This window comes from Agromyces aerolatus, assembly GCF_031432255.1.
GTDB lineage: Bacteria > Actinomycetota > Actinomycetes > Actinomycetales > Microbacteriaceae > Agromyces.
The window spans coordinates 18,680-40,324 of sequence record NZ_JAVKGQ010000013.1 but is presented as its reverse complement, the minus strand read 5'-3'; the positions used below and the strand labels follow the sequence as shown (position 1 = coordinate 40,324).

23 protein-coding genes are annotated in these 21,645 nt (G+C 70.1%); 17 read left to right on the top strand and 6 right to left on the bottom strand.

Annotated elements, in window-relative coordinates:
* Nucleotides 1–63 precede the first annotated feature (63 nt).
* The 5 genes from RH864_RS14880 (at nucleotide 64) to RH864_RS14860 (ending at nucleotide 3,983) form a co-directional block, all read left to right on the top strand.
* On the top strand, nucleotides 64–1,485 hold the full coding sequence (locus tag RH864_RS14880; RefSeq protein WP_310518351.1) for a sensor histidine kinase: 1,422 nt from the start codon (nucleotides 64–66) through the stop codon (nucleotides 1,483–1,485).
* On the top strand, nucleotides 1,482–2,255 hold the full coding sequence (locus tag RH864_RS14875; RefSeq protein ID WP_310518350.1) for a response regulator transcription factor: 774 nt from the start codon (nucleotides 1,482–1,484) through the stop codon (nucleotides 2,253–2,255). The genes RH864_RS14880 and RH864_RS14875 overlap by 4 nt, the downstream gene beginning before the upstream one ends.
* Nucleotides 2,256–2,570: 315 nt before the next feature.
* Nucleotides 2,571–2,906: an ArsR/SmtB family transcription factor gene (locus RH864_RS14870; RefSeq protein WP_310518349.1), complete on the top strand. Its 336-nt coding sequence runs from the start codon at nucleotides 2,571–2,573 to the stop codon at nucleotides 2,904–2,906.
* On the top strand, nucleotides 2,899–3,420 hold the full coding sequence (locus tag RH864_RS14865) for an SRPBCC family protein (RefSeq protein ID WP_310518348.1): 522 nt from the start codon (nucleotides 2,899–2,901) through the stop codon (nucleotides 3,418–3,420). Before RH864_RS14870 ends, RH864_RS14865 begins: the two co-directional genes overlap by 8 nt.
* On the top strand, nucleotides 3,420–3,983 hold the full coding sequence (locus RH864_RS14860; protein WP_310518347.1) for a dihydrofolate reductase family protein: 564 nt from the start codon (nucleotides 3,420–3,422) through the stop codon (nucleotides 3,981–3,983). The genes RH864_RS14865 and RH864_RS14860 overlap by 1 nt, the downstream gene beginning before the upstream one ends.
* 102 nt (nucleotides 3,984–4,085) lie before the next feature.
* On the opposite strand, the gene RH864_RS14855 is transcribed toward RH864_RS14860, so the two are convergent.
* Nucleotides 4,086–5,408, bottom strand: a complete 1,323-nt coding sequence (locus RH864_RS14855; protein WP_310518407.1) for an MFS transporter — start codon at nucleotides 5,406–5,408, stop codon at nucleotides 4,086–4,088.
* A gap of 213 nt (nucleotides 5,409–5,621) precedes the next feature.
* On the opposite strand from RH864_RS14855, the gene RH864_RS14850 reads away from it, so the two are divergent.
* The 7 genes from RH864_RS14850 to RH864_RS14820 all read left to right on the top strand — a co-directional run bounded on the left by RH864_RS14850 (nucleotide 5,622) and on the right by RH864_RS14820 (nucleotide 11,682).
* Nucleotides 5,622–6,506, top strand: coding sequence for an ABC transporter ATP-binding protein (locus RH864_RS14850; RefSeq protein WP_310518346.1), 885 nt, complete (start codon nucleotides 5,622–5,624; stop codon nucleotides 6,504–6,506).
* Nucleotides 6,503–7,684, top strand: a complete 1,182-nt coding sequence (locus tag RH864_RS14845; RefSeq protein ID WP_310518345.1) for an ABC transporter permease — start codon at nucleotides 6,503–6,505, stop codon at nucleotides 7,682–7,684. Before RH864_RS14850 ends, RH864_RS14845 begins: the two co-directional genes overlap by 4 nt.
* 104 nt (nucleotides 7,685–7,788) lie before the next feature.
* Nucleotides 7,789–8,871: an Ig domain-containing protein gene (locus RH864_RS14840; protein ID WP_310518344.1), complete on the top strand. Its 1,083-nt coding sequence runs from the start codon at nucleotides 7,789–7,791 to the stop codon at nucleotides 8,869–8,871.
* 66 nt (nucleotides 8,872–8,937) lie between these two features.
* Nucleotides 8,938–10,014 carry a threonine aldolase family protein gene (locus RH864_RS14835; RefSeq protein WP_310518343.1) on the top strand — a complete coding sequence of 359 codons (1,077 nt, stop codon included), beginning with the start codon at nucleotides 8,938–8,940 and terminating at the stop codon, nucleotides 10,012–10,014.
* A 147-nt stretch (nucleotides 10,015–10,161) separates the two neighbouring features.
* Nucleotides 10,162–10,749 carry a nitroreductase family protein gene (locus RH864_RS14830; RefSeq protein ID WP_310518342.1) on the top strand — a complete coding sequence of 196 codons (588 nt, stop codon included), beginning with the start codon at nucleotides 10,162–10,164 and terminating at the stop codon, nucleotides 10,747–10,749.
* A 59-nt stretch (nucleotides 10,750–10,808) separates the two neighbouring features.
* A complete protein-coding gene (locus RH864_RS14825; protein WP_310518341.1) occupies nucleotides 10,809–10,970 on the top strand; it encodes a hypothetical protein in 162 nt (53 codons plus the stop codon).
* Nucleotides 10,971–11,079: 109 nt separating this feature from the next.
* Entirely contained in the window at nucleotides 11,080–11,682 is a 603-nt protein-coding gene (locus RH864_RS14820) for a dihydrofolate reductase family protein (RefSeq protein ID WP_310518340.1), read from the top strand.
* A 91-nt stretch (nucleotides 11,683–11,773) separates the two neighbouring features.
* Here RH864_RS14820 and RH864_RS14815 read toward each other — a convergent pair whose 3' ends face one another.
* The 3 genes from RH864_RS14815 to RH864_RS14805 form a co-directional block, all read right to left on the bottom strand.
* The gene (locus tag RH864_RS14815) at nucleotides 11,774–12,679 is read right to left on the bottom strand and encodes a carbohydrate ABC transporter permease (protein ID WP_310518339.1); all 906 of its coding nucleotides are present in this window, start codon (nucleotides 12,677–12,679) and stop codon (nucleotides 11,774–11,776) included.
* On the bottom strand, nucleotides 12,676–13,599 hold the full coding sequence (locus RH864_RS14810) for a carbohydrate ABC transporter permease (RefSeq protein WP_310518338.1): 924 nt from the start codon (nucleotides 13,597–13,599) through the stop codon (nucleotides 12,676–12,678). Before RH864_RS14810 ends, RH864_RS14815 begins: the two co-directional genes overlap by 4 nt.
* Before the next feature lie 73 nt (nucleotides 13,600–13,672).
* On the bottom strand, nucleotides 13,673–14,959 hold the full coding sequence (locus RH864_RS14805) for an ABC transporter substrate-binding protein (protein WP_310518337.1): 1,287 nt from the start codon (nucleotides 14,957–14,959) through the stop codon (nucleotides 13,673–13,675).
* 114 nt (nucleotides 14,960–15,073) lie between these two features.
* Between RH864_RS14805 and RH864_RS14800 the strand changes: the two genes are divergently transcribed.
* Both RH864_RS14800 and RH864_RS14795 read left to right on the top strand, forming a co-directional pair.
* Nucleotides 15,074–15,895, top strand: coding sequence for an SDR family NAD(P)-dependent oxidoreductase (locus tag RH864_RS14800; RefSeq protein ID WP_310518336.1), 822 nt, complete (start codon nucleotides 15,074–15,076; stop codon nucleotides 15,893–15,895).
* 14 nt (nucleotides 15,896–15,909) lie between these two features.
* A complete protein-coding gene (locus RH864_RS14795) occupies nucleotides 15,910–16,662 on the top strand; it encodes a FadR/GntR family transcriptional regulator (protein ID WP_310518335.1) in 753 nt (250 codons plus the stop codon).
* An 80-nt stretch (nucleotides 16,663–16,742) separates the two neighbouring features.
* Here RH864_RS14795 and RH864_RS14790 read toward each other — a convergent pair whose 3' ends face one another.
* Both RH864_RS14790 and RH864_RS14785 read right to left on the bottom strand, forming a co-directional pair.
* Entirely contained in the window at nucleotides 16,743–17,783 is a 1,041-nt protein-coding gene (locus tag RH864_RS14790) for a zinc-dependent alcohol dehydrogenase (RefSeq protein WP_310518334.1), read from the bottom strand.
* Complete coding sequence (locus RH864_RS14785; protein ID WP_310518333.1) at nucleotides 17,780–18,751, bottom strand: sugar phosphate isomerase/epimerase family protein; 972 nt, start codon at nucleotides 18,749–18,751, stop codon at nucleotides 17,780–17,782. The genes RH864_RS14790 and RH864_RS14785 overlap by 4 nt, the downstream gene beginning before the upstream one ends.
* A 123-nt stretch (nucleotides 18,752–18,874) precedes the next feature.
* Here RH864_RS14785 and RH864_RS14780 point away from each other — a divergent pair, with 123 nt between their 5' ends.
* From RH864_RS14780 to RH864_RS14770, 3 genes are read left to right on the top strand one after another with little or no spacing between them, the layout of a single operon-like run.
* Complete coding sequence (locus RH864_RS14780; RefSeq protein WP_310518332.1) at nucleotides 18,875–19,942, top strand: Ldh family oxidoreductase; 1,068 nt, start codon at nucleotides 18,875–18,877, stop codon at nucleotides 19,940–19,942.
* Nucleotides 19,939–20,889 carry an NAD(P)-dependent oxidoreductase gene (locus tag RH864_RS14775; protein ID WP_310518331.1) on the top strand — a complete coding sequence of 317 codons (951 nt, stop codon included), beginning with the start codon at nucleotides 19,939–19,941 and terminating at the stop codon, nucleotides 20,887–20,889. The genes RH864_RS14780 and RH864_RS14775 overlap by 4 nt, the downstream gene beginning before the upstream one ends.
* A 3-nt stretch (nucleotides 20,890–20,892) precedes the next feature.
* Entirely contained in the window at nucleotides 20,893–21,627 is a 735-nt protein-coding gene (locus RH864_RS14770) for an orotidine 5'-phosphate decarboxylase / HUMPS family protein (protein WP_310518330.1), read from the top strand.
* The last annotated feature ends 18 nt before the right edge of the window (nucleotides 21,628–21,645 follow it).

Sequence of the window (21,645 nt, the reverse complement as noted above, 5' to 3'; positions counted from 1 at the left end):
GGTCGCTCCGCCTCCGTCGCGTGACGGATGTCTCGGGCGGCACGCGCGGCTAGCGTGAACCAGGTGACCTCCCCCGTCTCGCCCGGCCCGATGCGCCAGGACGGCGCGCCCTCGGCGTCGCCCGCCCCGGCACGGCAGCCAGCATCGGCCGCGCCGGCCCGGCCGTCCGCATCGGCCGCGCCGCCGGTGATCGACGGCGTGGAGTGGGTCCGCCCGCGGCCGACGTCCGCTCAACGGCGGGGCGACCTCTGGCTCGCACTCGTGCTCTTCGGCGGCATGCTGATCAGCTGCCTGCTGTACCGCACGACCGGCGTCGGCGACGACGCGCCGTTCTGGCACCAGGCGATCTGGGCGGCGACCATGTCGCTCCCCCTCGCGTTCCGCCGCGTCGCGCCCGAGATCGTCGTCATCGTGTGCAGCGTGGCGCTCGTCATCGGCGGCACGACCGGCATCGCCGAGCTGCTCGTCTACAACATCTGCCTGTTCATCGCGGTGTACACGGTGGGTGCGTGGGGGCGCAGCCGCCGGATCGCGGGCCTCGTGCGCGGGCTCGTCGTGCTCGTCATGTTCGCGTGGCTGTTCTGGGGGCTCATCATCTCGTCGAACGCGCCCGAGATGCCGTTCTCCGACGAGGCGACGAACGGGCCGATCTCCCCCTATGTGGGCTATGCGCTCATCAACGTGCTCACCAACGTGCTGTTCTTCGGCGGCGCGTGGTACTTCGGCGACACCGCGTACCGCTCGGCACGCAGTCGCGCGGCGCTCGAGCAGCGCACCGAGGAGCTCGCGGTCGAGCGCGAACGCTCACGCGATCGGGCCGTGGCGCTCGAACGGCTCCGCATCGCGCGTGAGCTGCATGACGTGGTCGCGCATCACGTGTCGGTGATCGGCGTGCAGGCCGGGGCGGCCCGACGTGTGCTCGAACGAGATCCGGAGCGGGCGATCGCATCGCTCTCCGCGATCGAGGAGAGCGCGCGCGAGGCGGTGTCCGAGCTGCACGGCCTGCTCGGAACGCTCCGGCACGGCGCGAACGGCGGGGACGACGCGCATCCGCCGACCGGCCCGGTCGCGGCGGCGCCGCACGGGCTCGACGACCTCGATGCGCTCGCGGCCGAGTCGACCGCGAACGGCGTGCCGACGACCATCGCGGTGATCGGCGAGGCCCGGTCGGCGAGCACGGTCGTCGCGCTGACGGCGTACCGGCTGGTCCAGGAGGCGCTGACGAACGTGCGCAAGCATGCGGGCCCCGGCGCGTCCGCCGAGGTGCGTCTGCGCTGGACCGACGATGCGCTCGAGGTCGAGGTGGGCGACACGGGCCGCGGGCGCACCGATGCGGGACCCGCGGGAGGCGCGGGCGGGCTCGGTCAGGTCGGCATGCGCGAGCGCGTGGCCGCGGTCGGCGGCACGCTCGAGCTGGGCGCGCGGCGCCACGGAGGCTATCTCGTGCGGGCGAGCCTGCCCGCTCGCCGAAAGGAGATCGCGTGACGGTCCGGATCCTCGTCGTCGACGACCAGGCGCTCGTGCGCGGCGGGTTCCGCACGATCCTCGACTCCGAGCCGGGGCTCGAGGTCGTCGGCGAGGCGGCCGACGGCCACGCGGCGATCGCCGCCGTGGCGGAGCTCGACCCCGACGTCGTATGCATGGACGTGCAGATGCCCGGCATGGACGGCCTCGAGGCCACCCGGCGCATCGTCGCCCGGGGCGGCGACCGGCCCGCGGTGCTCGTGCTCACGACGTTCAACCGCGAGGACTACCTGTTCCAGGCGCTCGAGGCCGGCGCGAGCGGCTTCCTGCTCAAGAACTCGAGCCCCGAGCAGCTCATCGACGCGGTGCAGGTCGTCGCGCGCGGCGACGCGCTGCTCTCCCCCGATGTGACGCGCCACGTCATCCAGGCGGTCTCGCGTACCAGGGCTCGGGCGACGGATGCCTCGCCCGGAAGCCGTGCCGAACGCGCGATCCTGGCGGCCGAACCGGCGGATTCACAGCCAAGATCGCACATCCAGGACGGTGTGGAACGACCGAGCGAGGCGGCGGCGGCGCCTGCAGAGCTCGAGACCCTCACCGAGCGCGAACGCGAGGTGCTCGAGCTGCTCGCCGAGGGCATCTCGAACGTGCAGATCGCCGAGCGCCTGTACGTCGGCGAGGCGACCGTGAAGACGCACGTCTCCAAGGTGCTCATGAAGCTCGGCCTCCGCGACCGCGTGCACGCCGTCGTCTACGCCTACGAGCACGGCATCGTCCGCCCCCACGCCTGACCCCGGCCCGCTCCCCGCGCCGCGCCGCGCCGCGCCGCGCCGGACACCCAACTCGAACGGGCGCAGATGGCGGGTGCAGCGCGCGGATACCCGCCACCCGCGACCGTTCGCAAAGTCGTGCGGCGCCGGGGCACCCGCCACCCGCGACCGTTCTCGAGGTCGTGCGGTACCGGGGCACCCGCCATCCGCGACCGTTCGCGAGGTCGTGGAGTGTCGAGCACGCGGTCACGGCATGCGAAACGCGTCACGCGGGCGCTTGCCGATGGTCGCCATGTGCGGTAGCGTAAGCGAATCATTAATTAAGGAGTTGCTTACGTGGCGGCGGATGAGCTCAGTGCGGTGTTCCAGGCGCTGGCCGACCCGACGCGGCGCGCGATCATCTCGCGGCTGCGCGAGGGGCCGACCACCGTGAGCGAGCTGGCTGAGCCGTTCGCGATGAGCCGGCCGGCGATCTCGCAGCACCTCAAGGTGCTCGAGCGCGCGGGCCTCATCGAACGCACCGCCGACGCGCAGTGGCGGCGATGCACGCTGCGCACGGCGCCGCTCGACGAGGCATCCGCCTGGGTCGACCGACACCGCGAGGAGTGGGGCGAGCGCTTCGACCTGCTCGATCGGCGACTCCGCGAGATGAACGGAGCGAACGATGACTGAACAGACCGACCAGACAGCGGTCACCGCAGCGAAGCTCGGCGCCGAGGCCCCGCAGTTCACGATCACGCGCGTGTTCGACGCCCCGCGCGAGACCGTGTGGCGAGCGTGGACCGACCCCGACGAAGCCCCGTTCTGGATGCATCCGCACGGGCTGACGACCCCGCGCGAACAGGTCGAGCTCGACGTGCGCCCCGGCGGGCGGTACCGGTACACCATGGTCACCGCGGACGGCACCGCGTATCCCACCGCCGGCACGTACCTGGAGGTCACCGAGCCGTCGCGCCTGGTCTTCACCTGGGGCTCGCCCGACGACGCCGACGAGCGCATGCCCGTCATCACGGTCGACCTCGCCGAACACGGCGACGCCGGACGGCAGACCCTGCAGACCTTCCACCTGGTCGGCATCGCCGGCGCGCCCGGCGACGACAACGTCCACGACGGCTGGACCGAGGCGTTCGAAGAGCTGGACGCCCACCTCGAAGGCATGTCCGACGGCGAAACCGAGCCACGCTGATGGGCCGTCTCACCGTCGAACAGATCGTGAGCGTCGACGGCTACGCCGCCGAACCCGACGGCGGGATGCGTTTCGCGGAGGCCGCCGAGGCGGGCAACCCGAACGACGCCGATCAGCTCGCGTTCATCCAGGACGTCGACGCGATCCTGCTCGGCGCGAACACCTACCGCATGTTCGCGGGCTACTGGCCGACGGCCGACCCGGACGTCGAGATCGTTGCCGAGCCGATCAACCGGCTCCCGAAGTTCGTCGTGTCCAACACGCTGGCGGATGCCCCGTGGGGTGACACCGGCGCGGTCGAGATCCTCCGCGGCGACGCGATCGAGTCGATCACCGCGCTCACAGCGCGGTTCGATCACGTGATCGTGTGGGGCAGCCTCACGCTCGCCGACGCCCTCTTCGAGGCGAACCTCGTCGACACGCTGCGCCTCCGCGTCGTGCCCACACTGATCGGCGCAGGGCGCTCATTCACGCCGGCAGCGCTCAGCGAGCGGCGCCTCGAGCTCGAACGCGCCGTGCCCATGGAGAGCGGCCACGTCGGCCTCACCTATCGCCTGCGCTGACCCGGCCCGAGCCGCTGGTCGAGCGAGCTACGCGCCAGCGAGCGTATCGAGACCCAGGCGAGGCGCTCTCGAGCCCGGGTCACCGGGTCTCGATACGCTTCGCTACTCGACCAACGTTGCGGCCTCCGCCGGAGGCGCCTGCTGATATTCGGCGGAGAGGAGGCGGTAGGCGCGGCTCGCGAAGGCGAGGAGCGCGAGCACGACCATGGTGAGGCCGGCGAAGAGGAAGACCAGCGCGATGCCGCGCGCGTCGCCCTCGCCGAGCAGCCAGCCCCAGGTCTGCGACCCGCCGTCGGACTCCATGTAGGGGATGATCCAGAACTCGGCGATCGGCGCGATCAGGAACGCCGTGACCGGCGCGGCCGCCGACTCGACCGCGGCCGCGAACCCGAACACCCGGCCCTGGCGCGTGAAGGTCACGACCTTCTGGATCACGGTCTGCTCGGCCGCCTCGATGATCGGCACGATGGCCATGTACACCCAGATGCCGAGCCCGTAGAGCACCCACCACTCGCGGATCGTGAAGAGTGCGCCCAGCAGGCCCATGCCGATCACGGCGAGCAGCATGGTGCGGATCGGGTTCTTGCCGAGCCCGAACTTCGCGATCGCGAGCCCGCCGATGATGAACCCGGTCGAGGTCACACCCAGCACGACGCCCCAGATCTCGACTGGGAAGAGCGTGAGGCCGTACGGGTCCATGAGCGCCATGTAGACGCCGCCGATGAGGTTGTTGAACGTCGAGAACAGGATCAGCGCGAACAGCCCCGGGGCCGACCGGATCGCGGCGATGCTGCCACGCAGGTCGATGGCCGGCGCGTGCCCGCCCTCGGGTTCGGGCTTCGGCTCGGGCACGCGTAGGAACAGCAGGTGCACGAGCGCGACGAGCGTCAGGGCGATCGCGATCACGAGGGTCCACCCCATGCCGAGCAGGCCGATCGCGAGCCCGCTGAACACGCTCGTCACCATGAACGCCACACCCTGCACGGTGCCGACCAGGCCGTTCGCGTTCGCGTGCCGCTCGACCGGTACGAGCAGCGTGACCGTCGTCGACAGCGCGATGTTGCGCATGTGCTCGATCACGGCGCCGAACAGGATGATGCCCGAGAACAGCCAGAACCACGGTCCGCCGAGATCGAGGAGCGCAGCCTCGGGCTGCACGAGGTAGAGCACGCCCGCGATCACGAACGACGCGAGCGTGACCACGGTCGAGAAGATCATGACCTGGAGCTTGCGGTGCCGGTCGACGATGGTGCCGAAGATCATCGCGAAGACCGCGATCAACAGCATGTACGCGCCGCCGATGATGCCCGTGGCGAGCACCGAACGCGTCTCGAGATACACCCAGAACGTGAGCGCGAACCACAGGAAACTCGTCGTGACGTTCGCGATGAGGGTGTTGCCCAGGATCTGCAGGAACGTGCGCATGCCGTTCGGCGGCGGCACCACGCCGCCGGCCGCCGCGTCGCCGGCCGCCGCGCCGCTCGCCGCCGCCTGGGTCGAGCCTTCCTCAGTCACGCGTGCGACGTTACCCACCCCCTCCGACATCCGGAAGCGCAGCCCTCCACCGCACGGCGGAGCCCGCGAATTCCGTCGCGTGACGGATTCCGCCCGCCCCGAGGCATCCGTAGCGTGAGCACCATGCTGGAACTCGACCATCTCACCAAGCGCTACGGCGACCGCCTCGCGCTCGACGACGTGACCTTCACCGTCGGCGACGGCCGGCTGACGGGCTTCGTCGGCGGCAACGGCGCAGGCAAGACCACGACCATGCGCATCGCCCTCGGCGTGCTCGCCTCGGATGGCGGCAGCGTGCGGCTCGACGGCGCCCCGATCACTGCGGCCGACCGCCGCCGCTTCGGCTACATGCCCGAGGAGCGCGGCCTCTACCCGAAGATGAAGGTGCTCGAGCAGACGGTCTACCTCGCGCGCCTGCACGGCTGGACCCCGGCCGCGGCGCGCCGCAACGCGACCGACCTGCTCGAGCGGCTCGGCCTCGGCGAGCGCCTGAACGACACGGTCGAGTCGCTCTCGCTCGGCAACCAGCAGCGCGCGCAGATCGCCGCCGCGCTCGTGCACCAGCCCGAGGTGCTCGTGCTCGACGAGCCGTTCTCGGGTCTCGACCCGATGGCCGTCGACACCGTGCAGTCGGTGCTCGCCGACGAGGCCGCCAAGGGCGCGCCCGTGCTGTTCTCGTCGCACCAGCTCGACGTGGTCGAGCGCCTGTGCGACGACCTCGTCATCATCGCGGGCGGCCGCATCCGCGCCGCAGGGTCGCGCGATGAGCTGCGCGAACAGCACGGCTCCGACCGCTGGGAGCTGCTCACGGCCGGCGACGCCGGCTGGGTGCGCGACATCCCCGGCGTCACGGTCGCGAGCTTCGACGGCGGCTGGGCCCTCTTCGAGGCCGAGACGGATGCCTCGCGGCAGGCGGTGCTCGCCGAGGCGGTGCGCCGTGGCGATGTCGTGAGCTTCACGCGCGAGCAGACGACGCTCGCCCAGATCTTCCGGGAGGTCGTGCAATGAGCAAGGTCGATCAGCGCGCCGCGCGCGCCACAAGCGACTGGCGCACGCCGGGCTTCAGTCACGGCGCAGGGCTCGTCGCGGGCCGCGAGGTCTCGACGAAGCTCCGCAGCAAGGCGTTCCTCATCACCACGGGGCTGCTCATGCTCGCGGTGCTCGCGACCGTGATCCTCAGCTCGGTGCTGAGCGGCACGGCGTCGGGCCCGACCAAGGTCGCGGTCGTGGGCGATGCGTCGAGCGTCGTGACGGAGCCTTCCGGCCTCGAGTCCGTCCCGGCCGACGACCTCGCGGCAGCCGAGCAGCTGCTGCGCGACGAGGAGGTCGACGCGATCGTCGCGCCGACCGACGCGGTGGCGGATGCCGGGCTCACGGCGGCCTCGCCCGGCAGCGCCGACGCGGCATCCGCCGGCCTCGACGTGACCGTCATCGGACTCGACCAGGCGCCCGGCTCGGTCGCGAGCGCGCTCGCGATCCAGCCGCCGACCGCGATCCTCGAGCCGGCCACGGCCGACCCGCTGCTCGCGTACTTCGTGGCGTTCGGGTTCGGCATCGTGTTCTTCTTCGCGGCCCTCACGTTCGGCAGCACCATCGCGGCGTCGGTCGTCGAGGAGAAGCAGACCCGGATCGTCGAGATCCTGCTGTCGACGGTGTCGGCGCGTCAGCTGCTCACGGGCAAGGTGCTCGGCAACAGCATCCTGGCGTTCGGGCAGATCATCGCGATCGCGGCGCTCGCGATCCTCGGGCTCGCCGTCACGGGGCAACGGATCCTGCTGGGCGGGCTCGGCCCGTCGGTGCTGTGGTTCGTGGCGTTCTTCATCGTCGGGTTCATCATGCTCGCGGCGCTGTTCGCCGCGACGGCCGCGACCGTCTCGCGCTCGGAGGACGTCGGCGGCGTGACCACGCCCGTGACGATGCTGATCATGATCCCGTACTTCCTGATCATCTTCTTCAACGACAACCCGACCGTGCTCACGATCATGAGCTACGTGCCGTTCTCGGCGCCTGTGGGCATGCCGGTGCGGGTCTTCCTCGGGCAGGCCGAGTGGTGGGAGCCGATCCTGTCGCTCCTCATCCTCGCCGCGACGGCCGCGCTCGCGGTGCTCATCGGCGAGCGCGTCTACCGCAACTCGCTGCTGCGCACGGGGGCGCGCGTGCCGTTCCTGCAGGCGCTGCGCGGCTGAGCCGCGGACGCCAGGTCGTTCGCCGGCCCCGCCCATCCAGGGCGGGGCCGGCGAATGTTCTCGCTTCGTGCCGCACGCGGCAAAGCTCATATATTAGTCGTGATATGCTGGTGTGCATCATGCATCATGGAACAAGCAACAAGGAAACGACGCACATGGGCTCGAAGCGAACTCGACGGCTGCTGGCGTCCATCGGTTGCGCAGTCGCCGCAAGCATCGCGATGTCAACGGCGGCCCACGCGACCGAGTCAGCGCAAGCCGGCACAGTGCCCGCCCAGACTCTGCAGCACGCCGAAGGGAATTCGGCTCCGTCAGGCACACTCTTCAATGAAGCGCCGGCCGCCAAGGTGAACGTCCCCTTCACCCACCAGTTCACTTTTGCCGGCAACGCCAAGTCGATCCTGGCCGAGCACCTGCCGCCGGGACTGAGCATGGACCCGACCGGTCTGGTCACCGGCCTGCCGACCGAGGCGAATCCAGACAGCATCGTCAAGCTCGCCGCATTCGACTGGAACACGATGCAGCTCGTCGAGCAGTGGGTGCCCCTTCCCGTGGCCGACAACGCGCCCGTGATCACCAGCGCACCGCCGCTGCCCTTCCAGAACCGAGCATTCTCCTATCAGGTGACGGCGAATGCGCCCGCAGACACCTCATCACTCACCTTCACGGCAAGTGGACTGCCGACCGGGTATTCGATCAGCGCTGACGGCCTCATCACCGGCTCACCCGAGCACGCCGAACCGGGGAAGTACACGATCACGGTCACGGCGACCGCGCACCCATCGCTTCCGGGCAGAGTGCAGACCTCGACCTCGGTCAGCTGGACCTTGGAGATCGCCGACCACTGGTTCGATGACCGTGGGAGTTACCACCGGGTCCTCTTCGACGACATCTTCTCAGCGCTCCCCATCGACAAGCTCGTGCACGGCGACTGCCCCGCAGGGATGTGGCTCGACTCGCGGGCAGGCACACCGGGCAAGAATGTCGGCAGAGGCTTCGTCGTGGATACGAGTTCATCTCTCACGACGTTCACGAAGTCCGGCCACACCCGCTACCGATCGCATCCCAGCGGGCAGGCGGCCGGCGGCCTCGACATCAGGGTGGGCATCGACTGGTTCGCCGACCCGTGGGCGTTCGTGCGGATGACCTGCACTGCGGACCCTGCGTTCGCCTGGGACGGGAAGTAGGCGCCCGGGTGCTCCGTCCCCGGAGGGAGCACCCGGCACGGGTGCCGTGGGTGGCAGGATGGTGCGGTGACCTCGCAGCTCCATGACCCCGGCTTCCGGGGCTTCGCCTCCGACAACTACTCCGGCGTGCACCCCGAGGTGCTCGCCGCCGTCGCGGCCGCGAACGACGGCCACCAGGTCGCCTACGGCGAGGACGTGTACACCGCGCGCCTGCAGGAGGTGTTCGCGGCGCAGTTCGGCGAGGGCGTCGAGGCGCTCCCCGTGTTCAACGGCACGGGCGCGAACGTCACGGGGCTGCAGTCGATGTTGCCGCGCTGGGGCGCGGTCGTCGCCGCGGGCACGGCCCACATCAACACCGACGAGGGCGGCGCACCCGAACGCGTCGCGGGGATCAAGATCCTCAACGTGCCGACCCCCGACGGCAAGCTCACGCCCGAGCTCATCGACCGCGAGGCATGGGGCTGGGGCGACGAGCACCGCGCGCAACCGCTCGTGGTGTCGATCACGCAGACCACCGAGCTCGGCACGGCCTACACGGCCGACGAGATCCGTGCCATCGCCGAGCATGCGCACGGGCTCGGCATGCGCGTGCACCTCGACGGCGCGCGGCTCGCGAACGCCGCCGCGTCGCTCGGCCTGCCGCTCCGCGCGTTCACGCGCGACGCCGGGGTCGACGTCCTGAGCTTCGGCGGCACCAAGAACGGTGCGCTCGGCGCCGAGGCGATCGTGGTGCTGAACCCCGAGGCATCCGATGGCCTGACCTACTTGCGCAAGCTGAACATGCAGCTCGCCTCGAAGATGCGCTTCGTCTCGGCGCAGCTCATCGCACTGCTCGAGGGCGACCTGTGGCTGCGGAGCGCGGCGCACGCGAACGCCATGGCGCGTCGCCTGCGCGACGCGCTCGACGCCGGTATCTCGGCGGGCGAGCTGCCCGGGCTCGGGTTCACGCAGGAGACGCAGTCGAACGGCGTGTTCGCGACGCTCCCGGCGGGCGTCGCCGACCGGCTGCGCGAGCGCGGCTTCCGGTTCTACGACTGGGATGCCTCGCGCGGAGAGGTGCGCTGGATGTGCTCGTTCGACACGAGCGAGGCCGACATCGACGCGTTCGTCGCGGGGATCAGGGAAGAGCTCGCGACGGGCTGAGGGGCGGGGTCTCAATACGCTCGCTGGCGCGTAGCTCAATCGACCAGCGGGAAGCGGAACGGAATACGCCGGGCTTTCATGCGTTGTAATCGACCGGGACGACGGCGCCCCGGCACTGATCCACCGCACCACGAAAGCTGACGTCCGATGACCCTCGCCACGCAGAACCGCAACGCCGACACCACGGCTCCGCTTATCGACGCGCTCGTCGCGCGGTGGAGCCCCCGCGCCTACGACCCCACGGCCGACGTGCCCACCGAGACTCTCCGTACCGTCTTCGAGGCCGCCCGCTGGGCGCCTTCGGCGAACAATGTGCAGCCGTGGCGTTTTATCGTCGCGCGCCGTGGCACCGACGGCTTCGCCACGATCCACGATGCGCTGCTCGGGTTCAACCAGGCCTGGGCCGACTCGGCGGCCGTGCTCGTCGTGAACCTCGCCGAGACCGTCGACGCCGAGGGCAAGGTCCGCCCGTGGGCCAGGTACGACCTCGGCCAGGCCGTCGCGCACCTCACCGTGCAGGCGCAGCACGAGGGACTGCACACCCATCAGATGGGCGGCTTCGACGCGACCCGCATCCGCGACGCCTTCGGCCTCGACGACCGGCTCGAGGTCGTGTCGGTCACGGCGATCGGCGTACTGGGCGACGCCGCAAACCTGCCCGACGCGCTGCGCGAGCGCGAACACGTCCGGCGCGAGCGGCTGCCGCTCGAGGAACTCGTCACCGTCGCAGCCTGACCCGGACGTCGGTCGAGACCGACGGGTACGGGGTCGCTGAATACCACTATCCTGGTTGCATGCCAATCAAGTGGTGCCGCACTGTGCGTCTCGGCCGCGAAGCTGAGTTCGGCGATGCCTACTCGGCCGCACTCGACGAATGGGAAGCTTCCGGCGAAGCCGGCATCTGGGCCGGCGCCGATCTCGAATCGGGCGCAGGTCAGCAGGAATCCGAACACTGAGATGGCGCAGCGCGCCCCAGGGGGTGTCGGGCACGCGGCGGGATGGGTATGGTCGGGCCGATGCGCTCGACGGCGAGCGCACGGCGAGTCTCGACGAGAGGACGTTCCGATGAGCTCGATCGTGGTACAGACCTTCCTGACCCTCGACGGCATCGCGCAGGCGCCCGGCGGGTCGGACGAAGACCGTGAGGACGGCTTCGAGCACGGGGGCTGGCAGTTCACGTACGACATGGCCGAGGTGGGCGAGCTCGTGGGCGAGTGGGAGTCGCGGACCGAGGCACTCCTGCTCGGCCGCAAGACGTACGACATCTTCTCGCGCTCCTGGGGCGTGTGGGACGAGGACGCCGAAGGGCCGGATGGCGAGCTCACGAGGCTCTACAACCGGGTGCCCAAGTACGTCGCCTCGCGCACGCTGACCGAGGTCGGGTGGAAGAACTCGCATCTGCTCGGCGACGACGTCCCCGCCGCGGTGGCGCGGCTCCGCGACGAGCCGGGCGGCGAGATCCGCATCTGGGGCAGCACCGTGCTGATCAGGTCGCTCGCCGAGCACGACCTGATCGACGAGTACCGGCTCATGGTCTACCCGATCGTGCTCGGCACCGGCAAGCGGCTGTTCTCCGAGGGGTTCCCGCTCCGCCGGCTGGCGCTCGTCGACAGCCGGACCCTCGACGGCGGCGTCGTCGTGAGCACGTATCGCCGCGTGACCGAGTGAGCTCGGCGCGCGTGCACACGGTCGCATGAACGACGGCGGGGCCGCGGAGCGAACTCCGCGGCCCCGCCGCACGGTCGACCCGATCGGGGGGTCAGCCCTTGGTCGCGCCGGCCGTCAGGCCCGAAACGATGTACTTCTGCGTGAACAGCGCGATCACCATGATCGGCAGCGTGACGATCACCGCGGCGGCCATGAGCCCGCCCCAGTCGATGCTCGCGTAGCCCACGAAGTCGAAGATCGCGACCGGGAGGGTCTTCGTGCTCGCGCCCGAGAGCACGAGCGCGAACATGAAGTTGTTCCAGGCGAAGATGAACGACAGGATCCCGGCCGTCGCGACGCCGGGCATCGACAGCGGCAGCGTGATCCGCAGGAACGCGCCGATCGGGGTCAGACCGTCGACCTGCGCGGCCTCCTCGAGCTCCTCGGGCATCGACTGGAAGTACGACATCATGATGTAGAGGATCAGCGGCAGCGACACGAACATCATCGACAGGATGAGCACGGCGAAACTGCCGACGAGCCGCATCTGCGAGAACACGATGTACCACGGCACGAGCAGGCTCACACCGGGGATGATGCGCGCGAGCAGCACGGCCATGGCCGACTTGCCCATGACGAACCGGCTCATGCTGTACGCGGCCGGCACGGCGAGCACGAGCGAGAGCGCGGTCGCGACGAACGCGACGAAGAACGAGTTCCAGATGAACGCGCCATAGTTCGCCTGCCCGAAGACGGTGCCGTAGTTGTCGAACGTCGGCACGAAGCTGAACATCTTCGACGGATCGTAGATGTCGACGTTCGTCTTGAAGCTCGCGAGCACCATCCAGAGGATCGGTGCGACGAACGTGACGATCACGGCCACGAGCCCGACACCACGGCCGAACGTCGGCCACGGGAACCGCTTGCGCCGTCCTTCCCGGGGCACGGTCACGCTGCGCGTGCTGTCGGTCTCGGCCTGGCCGCCGGCGGGCGGCAGGGTCAGGTTCCGGGTGCTCATTTGTTCACCGCCTTCTTGCGCAGGGACATGATCCAGATCAGGCCGATGATCATCAGGAAGAAGACGATCAGCACGGCCGAGGACTGCCCGTACCGGTTGTAGTCGAAGCTGAGCCCGTACGCGTAGATGTTCAGCGTCTCGACCTCATGGAACGAGCCGCCGCCCTTGCCCTTGGTCGCGTACAGGATGTCGAACGTCTTCAGCGCGTCGATCCCGCGCAGGATGACCGCGGCCGCGATCGTCGGCGCGAGCAGCGGGAGCGTCACGAACCAGAGCCGCTGCCACCAGTTCGCGCCGTCGACGCGGGCGGCTTCGTCGGGCTCCTCGGGCAGCGCCGTGAGGCCGGCCAGGATGATGAGCGTGACCATGGGCGTCCACTGCCACACGTCGACGAAGATCAGCGTGCTGAGCGCGGTGTCCGGGCTGCTCAGCCAGGGCTGCGCCGGGATGCCGAACCAGGACAGGAACTCGTTGGCGAAGCCGATGCTCGGTTCGAAGATGAGCCGCCACATCATGCCGATCGCCACGGGCGTCGCGACCAGCGGGAGGAGGATGGCGACCCGGACCCACTTCTCGCCCTTGAACGGCTTCCAGAGCAGCAGGGCGATCGCGATGCCGAGGACGACCTCGAAGATGAGCGCGCCGCCCGTGAAATACACGGTGCGCCCGACCGCCGGCCAGAACCGTTCGGTGTCGGTGAGGATGTTCAGGTAGTTCTCGAGGCCGATGAAGTCGAACGGCGCCCGAACGGAGCCCCTCGAGTTCGTGAGGCTGAGGACCAGCGTCCAGGCGAGCGGGAAGATCAGCAGCAGCGCGATGAAGATCATCGCGGGTGCCGCGAACACCCATTTCCGGCGCTTGTTCACCCAGCGCGAGTACTTCTCCCACGCGCCGACGTCGTGTTGGGCCGTCGTGCTCACGGGTCACCTCCTTTGGTCGAGGCGAGCCGGTGGGTCGCGGGGTGCGCGGCCCACCGGCTCGGATGCGATGTCGTTACTGGTTCTCGTCGTCGAGGAAGGCCTGGAACTTCTCCTCGGCGCTCTCGGCCGCACCGGCCACGTCGCCGCCGGTGATGCCCACGACGATCGGGTCGCCGACGATCTCACGCGCCTCGGCGACGTTGACGACCTGCGGCCGGTCGTAGCCGACGCCGTTCTCGGCGTTGGCGTTGATCGCCTCGGCGAGCGCGGGCGGGAAGCTGGCCGTGCCGGCCGGGTCGGCCCAGACCGAGGCGCGGGCCCCGGGCACGCCCTCCTCCTGGGTCGCGAGCACCGTGTCGAAGCTCGTGGCCCACTCGATGAACTGCCACGCGTTGTCCTGGTTCGGCGAGTCGGCGTTGATGCCGAGCGCCCACGCGGGGATCGAGTAGGGCTTCGATCCTGCGGGCCCCTCAGGGAACGGCGCGTAGCCGAGCTTGTCGGAGACCGTCGAGTTCTCGGGCAGCGCCATGTTCTGGTACAGGCTGCTCGCGTCGGTGTAGAACGCGGCCTGGCCCTGGGCGAAGATGGCGGATGCCTCGGCCCAGTTCATGTCGGTGCTGACGTTCTCGGGGCCGTACTTGTTGATGAGGCCGCCGTAGTACTCGTAGGCCTCGACCGCCTCGGGCGAGTTGACCGTGGCGGAGTCGCCGTCGCTGAAGTCGCCGCCGAAGCTGAAGAGGTAGCTCGAGAACTGGGTCACGGCCGCGGACTTGCCGGTGCGGGCGATGAAGCCGGCCGTGCCGGGGTTCGCCTCGGAGATGACCTTGGCCGCGTTCTCGAGCTCGTCGAGCGTGGTCGGCACCTCGAGCCCGGCCGCCTCGAGCAGGTCGGTGCGGTAGTAGAGCACCTCGGACTCGGTGATCAGCGGCACGCCGACGACCGTGTCCTCGTAGGAGGTGGCCTCGACGGGGCCGGCCTGGAAGTCGCTCCAGTCCCAGTCCTCCGCACCCTCGGCGCGGTCGGTGAGGTCGGCCAGGTAGCCGTTCTGCGCGAAGAGCTTGCCCTCCTGCAGCGGGCGGTACATCATGACGTCGATCTCGTCGGTGCCCGCGTTGAGCTTGACGTTGTACTGGTCGGAGAGCTGGTCCTCGCCGAGCTGGGTGAGCTCGACGGTCAGCCCGGTCTCCTCTTCGAACTCGGGGATCTTGTCCTTGATGATGTCGGTCCACACGTGGTTCGCGAGGGTCACGCGGAGGACATCGGAGCTCTCACCCCCTCCGCCTGCGCAGCCGGCGAGCGCGCCGGCGGTCAGTACGCCCACTGCCAGGGCGGCAGCCTTCAGTCCCTTACGATGCGTCATCGCATCTCCTCTCGGTGATCGCGCTACTTCGCGCGGCCTTGGTGCGGCCGTATGATTACTCTAATAATTCATACTAGTCGTTTCACTGCGACACAAGACGGACGAAGGAGTGCCATGGAGATCGACCTGCGCGGAAAGGTCGCGATCGTCACCGGAGTCGGGCGCGGAATCGGTCGCGAGATCGTGAGCACCCTCGCACGCGAAGGCGTCACCACGGTGTCGGTCGACGTGAGCACCGCAGACCTCGAGGCGACCGGCCGCCTCCTCGACGAGCAGGGTGCCGCGCATCGCGAGTTCGCGTGCGACATCCGCGACAGTGCCCGCGTGAACGAGGTCGTCGCGGCCGTCGAGCAGGAGTTCGGCCGTATCGACATCCTCGTGAACAACGCGGGCGTGGTCGGGAACGGACCGATCGACGGTTTGGACGAGGCGACCTGGGACCTCGTGCACGACGTCAACCTCAAGGGCACCTTCCTGATGTGCCGGGCGGTGCTGCCCGTCATGAAGCGGCAGCGTTCGGGACGCATCCTGAACGCCGCATCGTTCGCGGCCATCTCGCCGATCTACGCGAGCGGCGCATACGCCTCGTCGAAGATCGCGGTCGCGCACTTCACGAGGGCGCTCGCGGGTGAGGTCGGCCCGTGGAACATCACCGCGAACGCGTACGCGCCCGGCATGGTGCCGACCGCGATGAACCACTTCGACGAACTGCCGCAGGCCGAACAGGACCGCCTGCTCGACACGCTGACCCTCCGCCGGTGGGGATCGAAAACGGACATTGCCAGCCTGATCTGCTTCCTCTCTTCCGACCTTGCGGGTTACATCACCGGTACGCTCATCGATATCAGCGGCGGAAAGCTTGCGACGCAGGTCCCCCGGCTCGCTTACGAAGCCGCCGCAGCCGCCGGCGAATACGAGTTCGCGGCGCTCGAATGACGGAAGGCTGGACGGTGGCAGACCTCAGAGGCGGGACCGCACGATACCGAGCACGCATCGGAACCGGCCTCTACGCGCAGGTCGTCGACGTGCTCGGTCAGGAGATCATCGACGGCGACATCCCGGTCGGCACCATCCTGCACGCCGATCAGCTGTGCGAGCGCCTCTCGGTCTCGCGGTCCGTCGTGCGCGAGGGCATGCGCACGCTCGGCTCGATGGGGCTGCTCGAGGCGCGCCCGCAGGTGGGCACGCGCGTGCTCCCGCCGAGCAACTGGGATCTGCTCAACCCGTACGTCGTGAAGTGGCGCGGTCAGGGTCCCGGCTACATCGACCAGATGAAGGAGCTCCTCGAGCTGCGGCTCGGGCTCGAGCACGCCGCTGCGGGGCTCTCGGCCGCGCGACTCTCACCAGAGCTCGCCCAAGAGATGCTCAGGCACGCGCTCGTGATGCGCGAGTCGTACCGGAACGGTGACACGCGGACGTTCTTCGAGTCCGATGAGACCTTCCACCGGCTCATGCTCGAGGGCACGCAGAACGCCGTGATCGCCCAGCTCGCCGACACCATCGGCGTGACGCTGCACCTGCGCGGTCAGGACACCCGGCCGGGCATGGTGGACATGACCGCCGAGGCGGTCGAGTCGCACGTGCGGCTCGCCGAGGCACTGGTCGCGCGCGATGCCGAACGCGCGCAGGCCTGGGCGCTCGAACTGGTCGAGCTCACGCTCGCCGAGTTCGAGCAGACTCACACCCGGGTCCGCGCGCAGTAGCCGCGCACGCCGGTCGAACACGAGACGAGGGTGCGCGCCCAGCGGCGCGCACCCTCGTCTTTCGCATCGAGCGGCGGATCTCAGCCCGGCATGACCATGACGGACTTGATGTTCCGCCCCGACTCCATGTCCTCGAACGCCCGCTCCCAGTCGGCGAGCTCGTACACGCCGCCGAGCACGGCGCTGGTGTCGAGCGCGCCCGACGCGAACAGCGACAGCACGCGCTCCCACGTCGTCCAGGTGTGCGAGAACGAGCCGTACAGGGTCACCGCCTTGGCCACGAGCGGGTCGAGGCTGAAGTTCAGCGGCTGCGGGCCCCAGCCGACCTTCGCGATCGATCCGAACGGGCGGACGAGCTCGAGCGCCTGCTTGAGCGCGACGCTCACGCCCGTCGCGTCGACGACGAGGTCGGCGCCGTTCCCGTCACCGAGCGAGCGGATGAGCTCGACCGGGTCCTCCTTGGTGATGTCGAGCGTGTGGTCGGCGCCGAGACCCCGCAGCGTGGCGAGCCGGTGCTCGTCGACCGGGGTGCCGAGCACGACCGTCGTGCCCGCGCCGCGCAGCTTGGCGATGAGCAGCGACAGCGCTCCGATCGCACCGGCGCCCTGGATGACCACGAGGTCGCCGGGCGTCACCGACGCGCGTTCGACCAGTGCGTTGAACGCGACCGCGAACGGCTCGGTCATGGCGGCCTGCTCGAAGGAGACGGTGTCGGGGATGCGGTGCAGCACCCGCGGCTCGGCGAGCAGCAGCTCGCCGAACGCGCCGTCGCGGACCGCGCCGTAGCCCTGCCGCTCCGGGCAGAGGTTGTACCGGCCGGTCCGGCACAGTGCGCAGCTGCCGCAGATCGAGGCCGCGGTCTCGCACACGACGCGATCGCCGACCTGCCAGCCGGTGACGTCGTCGGCCACGGCCGCGATCACGCCGGCCGTCTCGTGGCCGAGGGTCACCGGAAGCGCGACATCCCAGCTCTGCCCGTTCCGCCACATGTGGATGTCGGAGCCGCACACGCCCACGGCGCGCGCGCTGACGAGCACCGTGCCGGGCAGCAGCACGGGCTCCGCGACGTCGCGGACCTCCACGTCGCCGTCCTCGAGCCCGTACTTCACGAGCGCCTTCATCGCGCGCGCTCCAGCTCGGGCTTGGCGATGCTCGGAAGTCCGGCCGCGGCGAGCGCCTCCTCGTGCTTCTGCACGCGGACCGCGGTCGATCCGCCGAAGTAGACGTCGCGCGCCTCACGCAGGTAGTCGACCGACTCGGCCATCTCGCCCATGCCGTTGACGCCGTCCTCGATGCTGATCCAGCCGTCGTAGCCGGCGGCCGCGAGCGTCCGGAAGATCCGGGGGTAGTCGTTCATGCCTCGCCCGATGACGCCGTGCTGCAGCAGCGGCGAGTAGCCGATCGTGCCGTCGCTCTGGCGCAGCTCGTCGAGGCTCGCCCCGGGGGCGAGCGAGCGGTCGGAGGCCTGCATCGTCACGACACGGTCGATGACCTGCTCGAGGAACTCGGCGGAGTCGTCACCCGCGACGATCGCGTTCGACGGGTCGTACTGCACGCCGAACGTGGCCCGGTCGTCGATCGCGTCGACGATCGCCGTGAAGATCTCAGCCTTCTGGGCGAACTCGGGGTACGTCCAGTGGCCGTCCTTGTAGTGGTTCTCCATCGCGAGGGTCACACCGAGCTCGCGCGCGATCGGGATGAGCCGGGTGTAGGCGTCGACGACCCATTCGATGCCCTGCTCGACCGCGACGCCCGGGTGCCGCTGCCCCGAGAGGACTCGCGTGCTGGCGCCGCGGCCGCCGAGTCGCGCGGTGATCCGGATCATCTCGACCTCACGGTCGAACTCGGCCTGGCGCACGGATGCCTCGGGGTTGGTGAAGTCCGGCGAGGCGCACAGCATCGGCATCTCGAACCCGGCGTTCGCGAGGGCCTCGCCGACCGAGTCGACGAAGGCGTCGTCGGTCTGCCAGAACATGCCGCTGTAGAGCTCGAGCCCCTCGGCCGGAAGCGGCTTGGCCTTCTCGATCCACTCGAACACCGTCATGGTGCGCTGCACGGCCAGTGCATCCAGGTCCCCCTTGGGGAACACGCTGATCCTCATCGACACTCCCGTTCGTCATTGAATATAAAAGTCATACGAGTAAGACTATTATGAGGTCTTGGAGACGCGCCAGCACACCGCTCCGCAACGACGCGAAAGGAACATGCCGCGATGATCATCGACGGAGGCCGCCTGCACGCCTGGGCCGCCGCACTGCTCGAAACCTGGGGCTACCGCCCCGACGACGCCGCCTACCTCGCGGAGACGCTGGTCGATGCGAACCTGCGCGGTGTGGACTCGCACGGCGTCATCCGGCTCCCCGCCTACCGCGCACGCATCGACGCGGGCCTGGTCGTCCCCGGCTCGACCCCGGTCGTCGAGCGCTCGGGCGCGGTCGTCCGCATCGACGCCGCCGGGGCGCCCGGGCAGCTCGCCGCGCGGACGGCCGTCGAGGAGATCGACGGCCTGAGCTCGGAGCTCGGCATCGCGACCGCCGCCGTGCGCGGCAGCACGCACTTCGGCACCGCGGGGTTCTACGCCCGCGCGCTCGCCCGACGCGGCAAGGTCGCGATCGTGGTGTCGAACTCCGAGCCCATCGTCGTGCCGTTCGGCGGCCGCGACGCGCTGCTCGGCACCAACCCGTTCGCGTTCGCGGCGCCGACGAGCGGCGACCCCGTGAGCCTCGACATGGCGACGAGCACCAGCGCGATGGGCAAGGTGCTGCTCGCCCAGGCCAAGGGCACCGAGATCCCCGGCGACTGGGGGGTCGACGCGCAGGGCGTGCCGACCACCGATCCCGACGCGGTGACCGCGCTGCTGCCCGCCGGCGGTCCGAAGGGGTACGGGCTCGGCTTCCTGATCGAGGTGCTCGGCGGTGTCCTGACCGGCGCCGCGGTCGCCGGCGACATCGGCAATATGTACACCGACTTCAACAAGCCGCAGGACGTCGGACACTGGATGATGGCGATCGACGTCACCCGGTTCATCCCGCTCGACGACTTCGTCGCCCGCATGGACGGGCTCGTCGACGCCGCGCACGCGACGGCGCCCGCACCGGGCTTCGCGCAGGTGCTCGTGCCGGGCGAGCCCGAGGAGGCCACCCGGCGTTCGCGGCTCGCGTCCGGCATCGAGCTGCCGGACGCGACCGCGGATGAGCTCACCGCCCTCGGCGACGCGAGCGGCACGCCCTTCCCGGCCACCGACCCGGCCGCCACCGACCAGGCCGGAGGCGTCGCATGAAGCTGCTCGTGCCCGACCACGTCGCCTTCGAGACCGCCATCCCGGGCGTCGAGGTCGTCACCTTCGACCCGACCGTCCCGGTCCCCGACGCGCACACGGACGCACGCGGCCTCGTCGCGTGGGGCATGCCGAACGAGCTGTTCGTCGATGCGGCGGCGCGTCTGCCGCAGCTCGAGTGGCTGCAGCTGCTCTCGGCTGGCAGCGATGCCGCCCTCGCCGCGGGGTTCCGGCCCGAGGTCGCGATCATGAGCGGCCGCTCGCTGCACGACGCACCGGTCGCCGAGCACGCCCTCGCGCTCACGCTCGCGGCGGCCCGGCGCCTGCACTCGCTCGTGCGGGCGCAGATCGGCCACCGCTGGGCGAGCGAGCTCGGCGGCATCCAGCCCGAGCCGAGCCCCGGACTGTTCTCCACCCTGCGCAACGCCAACGTCGTCATCTGGGGCTACGGCAGCATCGGCTCGACGCTCGCGCCGCACCTGATCGCGCTCGGCGCGCACGTCACCGGCGTGGCGACCCGGGCGCGGAGGGCCGGCGACGTGTCCGTGTTGACCCCCGCCGACCTGCCGGAGATCCTGCCCGCGACCGACGTGCTGATCATGATCCTGCCGTCGACCCCGCAGACCGACGGCGCGCTCGACGCCGACCTGATCGCGGCGCTCCCGGCGCACGCGTGGGTCGTGAACGTGGGCCGCGGCAGCACGATCGACGAGGCCGCGCTCATCGAAGCGCTCCGCGCCGAACGGATCGGCGGCGCCGCACTCGACGTGACCGTGCAGGAGCCGCTCCCGCCGAGCTCACCGCTCTGGGACCTGCCGAACGCGATCCTCACGCCGCACTCGGCGGGCGGCCGTCCGCTCGGTGCCGCCCGGCTCATCGAGGAGAACCTCACCGCCCACCTGCGCGGCGCACCGCTGCGCAACCTCGTCACCCCCCGCAGAGAGGCCTGACCCGTGTCGACATCCATCCGCGAGCTCACCCGCGAGACCCTCACCCGCCCGCTCGTGCAGGTCTCGCTCGACCTCACCACCAACGCCGAGGCGCTCAAGACGGCGGCGATCGCCGTCGAGGCCGGTGCCGACTGGATCGAGGTCGGCACGCCGCTCGTGCTGGCCGAGGGCCTGCACGCGGTGCGCGCGTTGCGCAAGGAGTTCCCGGATCATCCGCTCATCGTCGACCTGAAGACCATGGACGGCGGCTACCTCGAGGCCGAGATGATGGGCGACGCGGGCGCCGACGCCGTGATCGTGATGGGCCGCGCCCACGATGCGACGGTCGACGCGGTCGTCGCCGCGGGCGAGCGGTTCGGCATGCTGGTCATGGGCGACGACCTGGGCGCTCCCGACCGGGTCGCCGAGTGTGCGCGCCTCGAGTCGCTCGGCGTCGGCATGGTGATCCACCACATCGGCTACGACCACCGGAACGCGCACCCCGACTGGGGCCTCACGCCGCTCACCGACCTCGAGGCGATCGTGGCCGCGACCACGGTCCCGGTGCAGGCCGTCGGCGGGCTCACGATCGATCAGGCGGTCGGATGTCCCGAGATCGGTGCGCCGGTCGTGGTGTTCGGCGCGCCGCTCGCGATCGACGGCAAGTCGTTCTCCGCCGCCGACGGCGATCTGCTCGGCGTCCTCACGGAGGCGTGCGACCGGGTGCACCGCGCACCCATCCGATACCCCGCCCGCTGAGGGTCGCGCGACGCGAGC